This is a genomic window from Streptomyces ochraceiscleroticus, assembly GCF_000720485.1.
Lineage (GTDB): Bacteria > Actinomycetota > Actinomycetes > Streptomycetales > Streptomycetaceae > Streptomyces > Streptomyces ochraceiscleroticus.
In genome coordinates this window covers 91,160-103,513 of record NZ_JOAX01000017.1, presented here as the reverse complement: position 1 = coordinate 103,513, position 12,354 = coordinate 91,160, and the positions used below count along the sequence as shown (strand labels likewise).

The window sequence follows — 12,354 nt, the reverse complement described above, 5'->3', positions numbered from 1 at the left end:
CGAGTGAGTCGGGCGGCTCACTCGCACGGTGATGTCGCGGTTGCCGGTCCGCGGGCGCGTCAGCGGTGCCGGCGCATCAGGGGGACGCGCACCGGACGGGAGCCGGGGCCGCCCACGTGGGAGAACGGCTGGGTGCGCCAGTCCAGGCCCGCCGGGAGCGTCAGGAGCATGCCGCTGTCCTGCTCCTGGGGGGCCAGTACGTCATCGGCGGAGGCCGTCTCGGCCACGCCCCGGCCGGACCCCTGGCAGACCGTCAGGCCGAAGGGGTTCCAGGGCGAGGAGCAGACCGCGTGCTCGGGCAGCGTGTCCTCGTCGGCGAGCAGCGCGATGGGCTGCCCGCAGTCCGGGCAGCTGACGCGGTAGAGCTCGACGGTGTCGAAGGCGTCGAAGTCGTCGTCGCGGAAACTGTCGCCCTCCTGGGCGGCGGTGTTCTCCAGCGTGGATTCCTGCTTAGGGCGTCGCATGATGTCCATCCCCCTCGGGTGGGCTGCGAGTACCGCCATCGTCCTGTGTTGGGCGGCCTCGACCACCACGAGCATTTCCCTGCCTCTCCGCTGCATAATCTCGGCTTCCGGCCGGACACGGAGTGAAGGGTGTGGTCTTCGTCACACAGGGGGGCGCGCGGTGTCCACGATCCGGCGCGAGCTGCGCCGTAGTGCTCCGGCACAGTAGGTTGATCGTGTGGAGGAGCTGGACCGACAAATCGTGGATCTGCTCGTCAAGGACGGGCGGATGAGCTACACCGACCTGGGCAAGGCCACTGGCCTGTCCACCTCGGCGGTGCATCAGCGCGTGCGCAGACTGGAGCAGCGCGGCGTGATCCGCGGCTATGCCGCCATCGTCGACCCCGAGGCGGTGGGGCTGCCCCTGACCGCCTTCATCTCGGTCAAACCCTTCGACCCCAGCGCCCCGGACGACATCGCCGAGCGGCTGGCCGAGGTCCCCGAACTGGAGGCATGCCACAGCGTCGCGGGCGACGAGAACTACATCCTCAAGGTCCGGGTGGCCGCGCCGCTGGACCTGGAGCACCTGCTGACCCGCATCCGTACCCTCGCGGGCGTCTCGACGCGCACCACCGTGGTGCTGTCCACGCCGTACGAGGCCCGGCCGCCCCGCATCTGAAGCGGGGGGCCCGCGGGCCCTCAAGGGGCGGCGGCACCGTACGGGTACGGCCGCGCCACACCCACCCCGCGCGACCGCCGGGCACGCGCAGGGGCGAAACTGTCCGGTATGAGTGAACGCACCCCCGCACCGGCCCCCGACCGCACCGTCCTGCTGCGCCGCGGCGAGGTCCACAGCCCGGCCGACCCCTTCGCCACCGCCATGGTCGTCGAGGGCGGCTCGGTCGCCTGGGTCGGCTCCGAGGGCGCCGCCGACTCCTTCGCCGACGGGGTCGACGAGGTCATCGACCTCGACGGCGCGCTCGTGACCCCCGCGTTCACTGACGCACATGTGCACACCACCGCCACCGGGCTCGCGCTGACCGGCCTGGACCTCAGCGACACCCGCTCCCTCTCCGGCGCCCTGGAGCGCATTCGCTCCTTCGCCGCGGCCCGTCCCGCCGACCGCGTACTGCTCGGCCACGGCTGGGACGCCTCCGCCTGGCCCGAGGGCCGCCCGCCCTCCCGCACCGAGCTGGATGAAGCCACCGGCGGCCGCCCGCTCTACCTCAGCCGCATCGACGTGCACTCCGCCGCCGTCACCACCGCCCTCCAGGACCTCGTCCCCGGCCTGCGGGAACGCGCCGGATTCGACCCCGCCGGGCCGCTCACCGGCGACGCCCACCACGCCGTCCGGCAAGCCGCCTACGACACCGTCACCCCCGCCCAGCGCGCCGACGCACAGGCCGCCGCGCTCGCGCACGCCGCGTCGCTCGGCATCGGCACCGTCCACGAATGCGCCGGCCCGGAGATCTCCGGCGAGGACGACCTGACCGCGCTGCTCGCCCGCGCCGCCGCCGGCGACGGCCCGCGCGTCGTCGGCTACTGGGGCGAGCTCATCACAACCGCAAAGGACGCGGAGCGGATCAGGAAGCTCGGCGCCGTCGGCGCCGCGGGCGACCTGTTCGCCGACGGCTCGCTCGGCTCCCACACCGCCCACCTCTGCACCCCGTACGCCGACGCCGCGCACACGGGCAACGCACTGCTCGACGCCGACACCGTCGCCGCGCACGTCGCCGCCTGCACCGAAGCCGGCCTCCAGGCAGGCTTCCACGCCATCGGCGACGCCGGACTCACCGCCGTCGTCGACGGCGTACGGACGGCAGCCGACCGCGTCGGCCTGGACCGGGTACGCGCCGCCCGGCACCGCATCGAACACTGCGAGATGCTCACCCCGGCCACCATCTCCGGCTTCGCCGAACTCGCCCTGACCGCCTCCGTACAGCCCTCCTTCGACGCCCTGTGGGGCGGCGAGCACGGCATGTACGCCACCCGCCTCGGCGCCGAACGGGCCCGCACCCTCAACCCCTACGCAGCCCTCCTCAAGGCCGGCGTCCCGCTCGCCCTCGGCTCCGACAGCCCCGTCACCCCGCTCGACCCCTGGGGCACCGTCCGCGCCGCCGTCTTCCACCGCACCCCCGGACACGGCATCTCCGCGCGCGCTGCATTCACCGCACACACCCGCGGCGGCTGGCGGGCCGTCGGCCGCGACGACGCGGGCATCCTCGTACCGGGCGCACCCGCCGACTACGCGGTCTGGCACACCGGCGAACTGCTCGTCCAGGCCCCCGACGAGCGCGTCGAGCGCTGGTCCACCGACCCCCGCTCCGGCACCCCCGGCCTGCCCGACCTCACCCCCGGCCAGGAGCTGCCGCGCTGCCTGCGGACGGTCGTCGGCGGCCGGACCGTCTTCCAGCGGCCGAACGAGTGAACCTCCCACGGCGGGTGCCGCCGGGCGACGTGCCCGGCGCGTACTCGCCCTACCTGCGGCAGTTCGGCACTGACCTGGTTGAACGCAAAAACGACGCAGGTAGAACAGATGTTGACAGGAGCCCGTCGGCGGCCGGTAGGTTCGGCCGAGTCCACCACAAGGACGTCCGACCGGCAGACCTCCGCGCAGCCGTCGAACGCAGCTGGGCCATGGGGTGGTGCGCCGCACGGCACACCACAACTGGGAGCCAGGTCCACCCCTGCGGCACGGAAGCGACGGTTCAGGTTTCGGCAGGTCGGCGGGTGCGACCCGGGTGGGGCCCGGACGCTCAGTAGACAACGGCTCTCGGTCGACCCGCAGCCAGCGGGCCCCAGGTCGGCCCGAAGGGCGCCGGGCCCCGATCCGCACCCCGCGGATCTCCGCCCCACCCGCACCCCGCCTCGTCACGAGGCCCTCTCCCCGTAAGCGGCACCGTCCTCGCCTCACAGAGAGCGAGCGCGCGTACCCGTACCGGTCACCGGCGTCCCGCGCGCACGCGCCCCGTTGTACCGTCGGCTCACCACCGCACGACCTGCAGGAAGGCCGCGACTGTGCCATCGGGCTCCGAAACCACCGCCGAAGCCGTGCCAGGCCCCGCCAAGGGCCCTGGCGGGGACGGCCCCGCCGCCGACGGCGGCCCCGTGGCCACCGAGGCGCCCGACGCCGCAGAACGCCGCCCCGGACGCCTGCGGCGCCTCGCCGCCCTCGTGCGCCGCGAAACGCCGCGCACGGTACTCGCGGTCCTCGCCGGACTCACCCTGGGGCTCGCCTTCCCGCCGTACGACCTGTGGCCGCTGTCCATCGTGGCGGTGGCGGGACTCAGCCTGCTCACCCGCGGCCGTACGGCACGTCAGGCGGCCTGGACCGGCCTGGTGTTCGGCTGGCCCTTCTTCTTCCTGCTGCTGAAGTGGCTGCACGTGGTCGGCTGGGACGCCGTGATCGGCCTCGCCTTCGCCGAGGCCGTCTTCGTAGCGCTGCTCGGCGCCGGACTGGCGGTCACCTCGCGCCTGAAGGCATGGCCCCTGTGGGCCGCCTGCCTGTGGGTCGCCCAGGAATGGGCCCGCGACCGCGTGCCCTTCGGGGGCTTCCCCTGGGGCCGGCTCGCCTTCGCCAACACCGGCTCGCCCTACACCCCGTTGGCCGCCCTCGGCGGCGCGCCCCTGGTGACCTTCGCCGTCGCGCTCACCGGCGCGCTGCTCGCCGCACTCGCCGTGACGCTCTGGCAGCTCCGCCGGGCGGACAGCGCGGCCGGTACGCGGCTGCGCCGGGCCCTCCCGGCCCTCGAAGCCTTCGGGCTCGCCGCGGCCGTCACCGTCGCCGGGTACGCCGTGCCGGTACCGACCGAGGCCACCGACCACCTGGACATCGCCGTCGTGCAGGGCAACGTGCAGCAGCCCGGCATGGACTTCCTCGGCCGCCCGATGATGATCACGGAAAATCACGCCCGCGCCACCGAGAAGCTGGCCGCCGACGTGAAGGCCGGCCGCGCCAAGAAGCCCGACCTCGTCATCTGGCCGGAGAACTCCTCCGACCTGGACCCCTTCCAGTACCCGGAGGCGTACGACCGGATCAACAAGGCCGTGCGGGCGATCGGGGTCCCCGTGCTCGTCGGCGCCCTCGTGGACCACCCGACCAAGTCCGGCTACGTCTTCAACGAAGGCATCCTCTGGGACCCGAAGACCGGCCCCGGCGCCTCGTACACCAAGCAGCACCCGGTGCCGTTCGGCGAGTACGTGCCCTTCCGCAAGGAACTCAGCAAGGTCATCACGCGCCTCCAGCGGGTGCCGCGCGACTTCTACCCCGGTGACCACACCGGCGTGATGAACATGGCGGGCGCGAAGCTCGGCGACGTCATCTGCTTCGAGGTGGCGTACGACGAGATCGTGCACGACACCGTGAACGCCGGGGCGCGCGCCCTCATCGTGCAGACCAACAACGCCACCTACGGGCGCACCGGCCAGCCCGAGCAGCAGCTCGCGATGTCCCGGCTGCGCGCCGTCGAGCACGGCCGCGCAGTCGTCACCGCGGCCACCAGCGGCATCAGCGCCGTCGTCGCCCCGAACGGCGAAATCACCCACCGCATCCCCGAATTCACCCAGGGCGTGGTCAGCGCGAGCCTTCCGCTGCGGGAGGAAAAGACCGTCGCCGACCGCGTCGGCGCGTCTCCGGAATGGGTGATCGCTATGGTGGGCCTTCTGTCCTGCGCTGCCGCCTTCGTGCTCGGCCGGCGCGGGCGTACGAAGGACGGGAAGGGACAGCAGTGACAGACGGCGGACAGGGCGGCGAGCGGCGGCAGTACGGACCGCTGGGCGACATCTTGGTGATCATTCCGACGTTCAACGAGGCGGAGAACATCAAGCCGGTCGTCGACCGGGTGCGCGCCGGAGTGCCCGCCGCGCACGTACTGGTCGCCGACGACAACAGCCCGGACGGCACGGGCAAGCTCGCCGACGAACTGGCCGCGGCCGACGACCACGTGCACGTCCTGCACCGCCAGGGCAAGGAGGGCCTGGGCGCCGCCTACCTCGCGGGCTTCCAGTGGGGCATCGAGCACGGCTACGACGTCCTCGTGGAGATGGACGCCGACGGCTCCCACCAGCCCGAGGAACTGCCCCGGCTGCTGACCGCCCTGAAGGGCGCCGACCTCGTGCTCGGCTCGCGCTGGATGCCCGGCGGCCGGGTGGTGAACTGGCCCAAGTACCGCGAGTTCCTCTCCCGCGGCGGCAGCACGTACTCCCGGCTGCTGCTGGACGTGCCGATCCGGGACGTCACCGGCGGCTTCCGGGCCTTCCGCAAGGAGACACTGCAGGGGCTGGGCCTGGAGGAGGTCGCCTCGCAGGGGTACTGCTTCCAGGTCGACCTGGCCCGGCGGGCCGTCGAGGCCGGCTACCACGTCGTCGAGGTACCCATCACGTTCGTCGAACGCGAGCGGGGCGACAGCAAGATGAACCGCGACATCGTCGTGGAGGCCCTGTGGCGCGTGACGGCCTGGGGCGTCGGCTCCCGCCTGGACAAGCTGCGCGGCAAGAAGAGCGGCTGAGGGGCGAGGGGAGCTGCTGAGGTGGGCCTGTGGATAACTCGGGGGCGGGGGGCGGCCGGGGCTAGTTTGGGGGTGTGCGGTGGTGGCGGGGGAGGGGGTCCCACTCACTGGTGGGGGAGAGGGAGGGGCCCTGCCACGGCTGCGGGGCGCAGGGGCCCGTAGCGAACGCCGCCCGACCAGGCACACTTGAACCATGACGTCCGCCACCACGCCCCCGCGTTCCCGTCCGCCCCAGCGCTCCCGCGCCCGCCGTCTGGTGCCGCTCGGCATCGCCGTGTGGGTCGTCCTGGAGGTCTGGCTGCTCACCCTGGTCGGGCAGGCAGCGGGCGGACTGACGGTCTTTCTCCTGCTGGTGGCCGGCGTGGTCATCGGCGGTTACGTCATCAAGCGGGCCGGCCGGCGCGCCTGGCAGAACCTGGCGGGCGCCTTCCAGCAGCCCGGCGCCGATCCCGCGAAGCCGGCCCCGGAGGCCGGCGGCGGCAACATGCTGCCGATGCTCGGCGGGCTGCTCCTGATGTGCCCCGGGCCGGTCTCGGACGCGGCGGGGCTGCTGTGCCTCTTCCCGCCGACCAGGAAAATCCTCCAGCGGCGCGTGGAGCGCCTGCTGGCCCGCCAGGTGCGCCACACCCCGGGCTCCTTCGGCGACGCCTTCCAGCAGGCGCGTATGCACGCTCCGGACGGCAAGGTCGTCCCGGGCGAGGTCGTCCGCGACGACGAGCCGCCCGCCCCGCCCCGGCAGGACCCGCCGCTGCCCCGCTGAGGACGTGGGCTCCGAGAACGCCGCGAGGGCCGGTACCCCTGCCGTAGCAGGGATACCGGCCCTCGACGTGAGGTTCGCCGTCAGGCGGACTTCTTGTTGCTGTCGCGCGGGTGCACAGCGATGTTCATGGTGCCGGAGCGCAGGACGGCCAGCCTCTCGGCCAGCACCTCCTCGAGCTCCTCGCGGGTGCGCCGCTCCATGAGCATGTCCCAGTGCGTACGCGCGGGCTTGCCCTTCTTCTCCTCAGGGCCATCGCCATCCACCAGAAGTGCGGGAGCGCCGCAAACCTTGCACTCCCATTCCGACGGAATCTCGGCCTCTACCGAGAAGGGCATCTCAAAGCGATGTCCCTTCTCGCATGCGTACTCCACCGCCTGGCGCGGGGCCAGGTCGATGCCGCGGTCGGTCTCGTAGCTGGTCACCACAAGTCGCGTGCCGCGAAGAGCTCGCTCACTCATGAATCGTGCCTCCCGGGCTTTGTCGCCCACAGGACAGGTGTCGCTGTCGTCGTCATCCGGTCAACGTCCGGTCGGCGGTGAAGATTCCCGAATTCGGGACCCAGGTCGCCCGTCGTGCCGCCCCTTGTTGTACCCACCAGCGCCCGGTTTGTCACATCTGGCAGCAGATGTCACCCGACGCTGTCCGAAGTTCAGCGCGCAGTAACGGTCCGCCTGGTGAGCCAAAGGCGTACACTACCGGCCCGCGTGCCACTTGCCTAAATCAGGTCGGGGACGCGGTTTCCGGCCGCCACCGCCGCGCGCCGCACGGGCACACGGGCGAGCAGGACAAATCCGATCAAGAAGAACGCCGCCAGCGAGGCGATCGCGTCGCGATAGCTGCCCGTCAGTTGGTAGGCGATCCCGAAGACCAGCGGCCCCAGCCAGCTCACACCCCGGTCGCTGATCTCGTACGCGGCGAAGTATTCGGCCTCTTTTCCGCGCGGGATCAGATGCGAGTACAGCGACCGCGACAGCGCCTGACTGCCGCCCAGCACCAGCCCGATCGCCACGGCCAGGCAGAAGAACCACACGGGCGCGTGCGCGGGCAGGAAGAACCCCGCCACGATCACCGCCGTCCACGCCACCAACGACGCAAGAATCGTCCGTTTGGCGCCGTGCCGCCGGGCCAGCCGGCCCATCAGCACCGCGCCCGCCGCCGCCAGCGCCTGCACCAGCAGCACCGCGACGATCAGCGTCGTCTGGTCCAGGCCCAGCTCCTCCGAGCCGTACACCGACGCCTGGGTGATCACGGTCTGCACCCCGTCGTTGTACACCAGGTACGCGAGCAGGAAGGCCAGCGTCAGCGGGTACCGGCGCAGGTCGCGCAGCGTCTCCCGGAGCTGCCGCAGGCCCCCTCCAGGGGGCGGGGGCGTGGCCGTACGGAGCGGGCGGCGGTCCCGGAGCCGGCGCAGCGGTACGAGGGTGAAGACCGCCCACCACAGGCCCGCCGACGCCAGGCAGATCCGGATGGCGTCCTCCTGCGAGACACCGAAGGAGGCGTGGCCCGCGTACAGGACCAGATTGGCCACCAGGACCAGCGCGCCCGCCGCGTAACCGAACGCCCAGCCCCGTGAGGACACCGCGTCCCGCTCCTCGGGGGCCGCGATCTGCGGCAGGTAGGAGTTGTAGAGCATCATCGACACGACGAAGGACACGTTCGCGACGATCAGCAGCGCACCGCCGAGCAGATAGCGGTCGCCGCCCAGGAAGAGCAGCCCCGTCGTCGCCGCCGCGCCCGTGTACGCGGCCCCGCCCAACAGCGGCTTCTTGCGCCCTGTGCGGTCGGCGACGGCCGCCGCCAGCGGCATCGCCAGCACCGACAGCAGCAGCGAGGCCGACACCGAGTACGCGTAGAACGATCCGGCGCGTACCGGGATGCCCAGCGGGTGGACGAAGCCGTGCGCGTCGGCCGCCGCCTTCGCCACGGACGTCAGATACGGCCCGAGGAACACCGTCAGGACGGTCGTCGAGTAGACGCTGTTGGCCCAGTCGTACCAGTACCAGCCGCGCTGCTCGCGCCGCCGGTCGGCCACGTCGTTCGGCTCGGCCGGTTCGACAGCGATGTCCACACCCACAGGTTCCCCCTTGCGCTCCCCGTCACGGCGGCGGAAGCGGTCGCGGTGCCGGTGCCCGTGGGTCAGGTCAGGTCCAGGCGCCCCGCGCGGTCAGCACATCCCGCAGCGTGTCTATGTGATCGGTCATGATGCCATCTACACCTAGATCCAGGAGATCCGCCATCCGCGCGGCGTCGTTCACGGTCCAGACGTGCACCTGGAACCCGAGCTGCCGGGCCGCGCGCAAGAAGAGCCGGTCCACCACCCGTAGACCCGCGTGCCGCTCCGGTACCTGTACGCACACCGCGCTGCGCCGTACCGCGGCGCCCAGCAACCGGTCCAGCGGCAGGCTCCGCCCGTAGGAGCGCAGCCGCAGCCCCGCCACCCCGCGGGTGCCCAGCGAGGTGGCCAGCCGGCCGCCCGCGAGCTGCTGCGCCCGCCCGGCCCGCGCCTCCGAGAACGAGCCGACGCACACCCTGTCCCACGCGCCCGTACGGCGCAGCAGCGCCAGCAACGGGCGCAGCGCCGCCTCGGCCTTCACGTCCACGTTCCAGCGCGCCTCCGGGAACTCCTCCAGCAGCTCCTCGAAGAGCGGCAGCGGCTCCCGGCCCGCCACCCTGGCCTGCCGCACGGCCCGCCAGGGCAGCGCCCCGATCCGGCCGCTGCTGTCGGTGACCCGGTCCAGGGTGGCGTCGTGGAACGCCACCAGGCGGCCGTCCGACGTGGCGTGCACATCGGTCTCCAGATAGCGGTAGCCACGTTCGACGGCGTGGCGGAAGGCGAGCGCGGTGTTCTCCAGGCCGTCCGCCGCGCCGCCCCGGTGGGCGAAGGCGAGCGGCGCCGGGTGGTCGAGGTACGGGTGGCGGGGGCGCGGGCGCAAGACGGTCACGCGGGCAGTATGGCGCGCGCTCCGCACAGAGAGGCAGCGGGGTCCGGCCCCGGAGGCGCGCGCATGGCCTTCGAGGCGCGCCTCTGCCCTTCGAGCCGCGGCCCTGGTTCCCAAGGCGCAGCCCGAGGCGCGTCCCCCTGAAGGCGCCCCGCCCCCGTAAGCCGCGCGCCTCAGGCCCCGCAGCCCGTGACCGCCTCCGGTGCCGCCTCCGATGCCGTCGCCGGTTGCTCCTGTGGCGCGGACTTCCCCGTGACCACCCGGGACGGCTCGTCCAGTGCCTTGATCGCGAAGAGCCGCAGGAAGAACTGCGCCATCGGCCCGATGGCCAGCGCGTACACGACCGTGCCCACGCCGACCGAGCCGCCGAGCGCGAAGCCCGAGGCCAGTACGGTGATCTCGATGCAGGTACGGACAAGGCGAATGGGGCGGCCGGTGCGCAGATGCAGCCCGGTCATCAGCCCGTCCCGCGGCCCGGGACCGAAGCGCGCGGAGATGTACAGGCCGGTCGCCGCGCCGTTCAGGGCGACCGCGCCGGCCAGTACCGGGATGCGCACCCAGAACGACGAGGACGCGGGCACCAGGGCCATCGTCGCGTCCATCACCAGGCCCAGCACGATCACGTTCGAGACCGTGCCCAGGCCCACGCGCTGCCGCAGCGGGATCCACAGCAGCAGGATCAGCGCGCCGGAGACGATCGTGACCGTGCCGATCGTCAGGCCGGTGTGTTCCGCGATGCCCTGGTTGAGCACGCTCCACGGCTCCAGGCCGAGGTCCGCGCGTACCATCAGCCCCATGCTCACGCCGTACAGCACCAGACCGACGTAGAGCTGGACCAGCCGTCGCGGCAGATGGCGCCCGCGGGGCCGCCCGGCGGCCGCCTCCGGCTCACCCTCCCGGCCGTCCGCCGAACCGCCCTCCGGCCCCTTTCCCGACCCCTCCGCGGGCCCCTTTGCGGACGCCTTTGCAGGTCCCTTTGCAGACAACGGGTTCCCCTCCTGGCAAGATTGGACTGTAGGAGGTCAGCCTGTGGCGGGCTGGCGGCCGGGATCCATGGCCAATCACGGAAAGGTGGACTGGTCGAAATGGCGCAGTGGACTTCAGCGGTGGGTGCGGCCCAACTCGCCCGCCTGGTGCGGTCGCAGGACGACCGCGCCGCCTCGGCGGCGGTCGGCGGCCGCCGTATCCCCGCGTACCGGACCCTCGCCGACGGCGTCCGCCTCCTGGTGCTCGAAGGGCGGGTCCCGGTGGCCGCGCGGCTGCCCGCCGAGCGCGAGCTGGCCGCCGCGCTGTCCGTCAGCAGGACCACCGTCGCCGCCGCCTACGAAGCGCTGCGCGCCGAGGGCTTCCTGGAGTCCCGGCGCGGCTCGGGGAGCTGGACGGCCGTGCCGGCCGGCAATCCGCTGCCCACCCGGGGCCTGGAGCCGCTGCCCCCGGAGGCCGCCGGCTCGATGATCGACCTGGGCTGCGCCGCGTTGCCCGCGCCCGAGCCCTGGCTCACCCGCTCCGTGCAGGGCGTCATGGCGGACCTGCCGCTGTACGCCCATACGCACGGCGACTATCCGGCTGGGCTGCCCGCGCTGCGCCAGGCCCTTGCCGACCGCTACACGGCCCGCGGCATCCCCACCATGCCCGAGCAGATCATGGTGACCACCGGCGCGATGGGCGCGGTGGCCGCGATCTGCCGCCTGATCACCCGCCCCGGGGAGCGGGTGGCCGTCGACTCGCCCTCGTACGCGAACATCCTGCAGCTCATGCGGGACGCCGGGGCCCGGCTCGTCCCCGTGGCGCTCGCGGAGCGGCTGGGCGGCTGGGACATCCCGGCCTGGCGCCAGGTGATGCGGGACGCCGCGCCCCGTATGGCGTACGTCGTCGCCGACTTCCACAATCCCACCGGCTCGCTCGCCACGGAGGAGCAGCGGCGCGGACTGGTCGCGGCGGCCCGCTCGGCCGGCACGGTCCTGGTCGTCGACGAGACGATGGCCGAGCTGTGTCTCGACCCCGGGGTCGAAGTGCCGCCCGCCGTCTGCTCGTTCGATCCCTCGGGCAGCTCGGTGATCACCGTGGGTTCGGCGAGCAAGGCGTTCTGGGCCGGCATGCGCATCGGCTGGGTGCGCGCGGCCCCGGACATCATCCGCAGCCTGGTCGCCGCCCGCGCCTACGCCGACCTCGGCTCGCCGGTCCTCGAACAGCTCGCCATCACGTCGCTGCTGGACGGCGGCGGCTGGGAGGAAGCGGTCGCCATCCGGCGGGAACAGGCGCGCGAGAACAGGGACGCGATCGTCGACGCCGTCCGACGCCACCTGCCCGACTGGGAGTTCAGCGTCCCCAGCGGCGGCCTCACCCTCTGGGCGCGCACGGGTGGCCTGTCCGGCTCGCGCATCGCGGAGGCGGGGGAGCGGCTGGGCGTAAGGGTGCCGTCGGGCCCGCGCTTCGGTGTGGACGGCGCCTTCGAGGGCTTCGTGCGCCTCCCATTCACGGTCAGCGGCGCGGTCGCCGACCAGGCCGCCTCCCGGCTGGCCGGCGCCGCCCACCTCGTCGCCACGGGCCGCTCCCAGGACAGCGACACGCTGCACTCCTTCGTGGCCTGACACCGGTCCCGGAAAGTGCCCTGGCACCGGTGCCGCAGGGTGACCGCACACCGGTTTCGGAAGAAATGATCCGGGCGGCCGCCGGTGGAGCGCGTCACCGGTGGCCGCCCGGAG

11 protein-coding genes are annotated in these 12,354 nt (G+C 72.9%); 6 read left to right on the top strand and 5 right to left on the bottom strand.

The window, feature by feature from the left end; genetic code table 11:
• Positions 1–59: 59 nt before the first annotated feature.
• Entirely contained in the window at positions 60–473 is a 414-nt protein-coding gene (locus IG84_RS0121610) for a hypothetical protein (protein WP_031059630.1), read from the bottom strand.
• 208 nt (positions 474–681) lie between these two features.
• Here IG84_RS0121610 and IG84_RS0121605 point away from each other — a divergent pair, with 208 nt between their 5' ends.
• The 5 genes from IG84_RS0121605 to fxsA all read left to right on the top strand — a co-directional run bounded on the left by IG84_RS0121605 (position 682) and on the right by fxsA (position 6,710).
• Positions 682–1,122 (top strand): Lrp/AsnC family transcriptional regulator, encoded by a 441-nt coding sequence (locus IG84_RS0121605; protein ID WP_030608595.1) that lies wholly within the window; start codon positions 682–684, stop codon positions 1,120–1,122.
• A gap of 108 nt (positions 1,123–1,230) precedes the next feature.
• Positions 1,231–2,871, top strand: coding sequence for an amidohydrolase (locus IG84_RS0121600; protein ID WP_031059626.1), 1,641 nt, complete (start codon positions 1,231–1,233; stop codon positions 2,869–2,871).
• A gap of 590 nt (positions 2,872–3,461) precedes the next feature.
• Positions 3,462–5,174 (top strand): apolipoprotein N-acyltransferase, encoded by a 1,713-nt coding sequence (gene lnt / locus IG84_RS0121595; protein ID WP_031059623.1) that lies wholly within the window; start codon positions 3,462–3,464, stop codon positions 5,172–5,174.
• Entirely contained in the window at positions 5,171–5,950 is a 780-nt protein-coding gene (locus IG84_RS0121590) for a polyprenol monophosphomannose synthase (RefSeq protein ID WP_031059620.1), read from the top strand. Before lnt ends, IG84_RS0121590 begins: the two co-directional genes overlap by 4 nt.
• 193 nt (positions 5,951–6,143) lie before the next feature.
• Positions 6,144–6,710: an FxsA family membrane protein gene (gene fxsA, locus IG84_RS0121585; RefSeq protein WP_031059618.1), complete on the top strand. Its 567-nt coding sequence runs from the start codon at positions 6,144–6,146 to the stop codon at positions 6,708–6,710.
• Between the two features lie 80 nt (positions 6,711–6,790).
• Here the strand turns inward: fxsA and IG84_RS0121580 are convergent, their stop codons facing one another.
• The 4 genes from IG84_RS0121580 to yczE form a co-directional block, all read right to left on the bottom strand.
• On the bottom strand, positions 6,791–7,168 hold the full coding sequence (locus IG84_RS0121580) for an RNA polymerase-binding protein RbpA (RefSeq protein WP_030261439.1): 378 nt from the start codon (positions 7,166–7,168) through the stop codon (positions 6,791–6,793).
• A 257-nt stretch (positions 7,169–7,425) separates the two neighbouring features.
• Positions 7,426–8,778: an MFS transporter gene (locus IG84_RS0121575; RefSeq protein ID WP_031059615.1), complete on the bottom strand. Its 1,353-nt coding sequence runs from the start codon at positions 8,776–8,778 to the stop codon at positions 7,426–7,428.
• A gap of 73 nt (positions 8,779–8,851) precedes the next feature.
• Positions 8,852–9,652 (bottom strand): glycerophosphodiester phosphodiesterase family protein, encoded by an 801-nt coding sequence (locus IG84_RS0121570; protein ID WP_245659481.1) that lies wholly within the window; start codon positions 9,650–9,652, stop codon positions 8,852–8,854.
• A 170-nt stretch (positions 9,653–9,822) separates the two neighbouring features.
• Complete coding sequence (gene yczE / locus IG84_RS0121565) at positions 9,823–10,635, bottom strand: membrane protein YczE (protein ID WP_382467394.1); 813 nt, start codon at positions 10,633–10,635, stop codon at positions 9,823–9,825.
• Positions 10,636–10,734: 99 nt separating this feature from the next.
• On the opposite strand from yczE, the gene IG84_RS0121560 reads away from it, so the two are divergent.
• Positions 10,735–12,240, top strand: coding sequence for an SCO1417 family PLP biosynthesis transcription factor (locus tag IG84_RS0121560; RefSeq protein WP_031059605.1), 1,506 nt, complete (start codon positions 10,735–10,737; stop codon positions 12,238–12,240).
• Positions 12,241–12,354 lie beyond the last annotated feature (114 nt).

Coding starts and splice junctions, on each gene's coding strand:
- IG84_RS0121610 (WP_031059630.1), bottom strand. CDS start 473: ATGGACATCATGCGACGCCCTAAGCAGGAATCCACGCTGGAGAACACC.
- IG84_RS0121600 (WP_031059626.1), top strand. CDS start 1,231: ATGAGTGAACGCACCCCCGCACCGGCCCCCGACCGCACCGTCCTGCTG.
- fxsA (WP_031059618.1), top strand. CDS start 6,144: ATGACGTCCGCCACCACGCCCCCGCGTTCCCGTCCGCCCCAGCGCTCC.
- IG84_RS0121580 (WP_030261439.1), bottom strand. CDS start 7,168: ATGAGTGAGCGAGCTCTTCGCGGCACGCGACTTGTGGTGACCAGCTAC.
- IG84_RS0121560 (WP_031059605.1), top strand. CDS start 10,735: ATGGCGCAGTGGACTTCAGCGGTGGGTGCGGCCCAACTCGCCCGCCTG.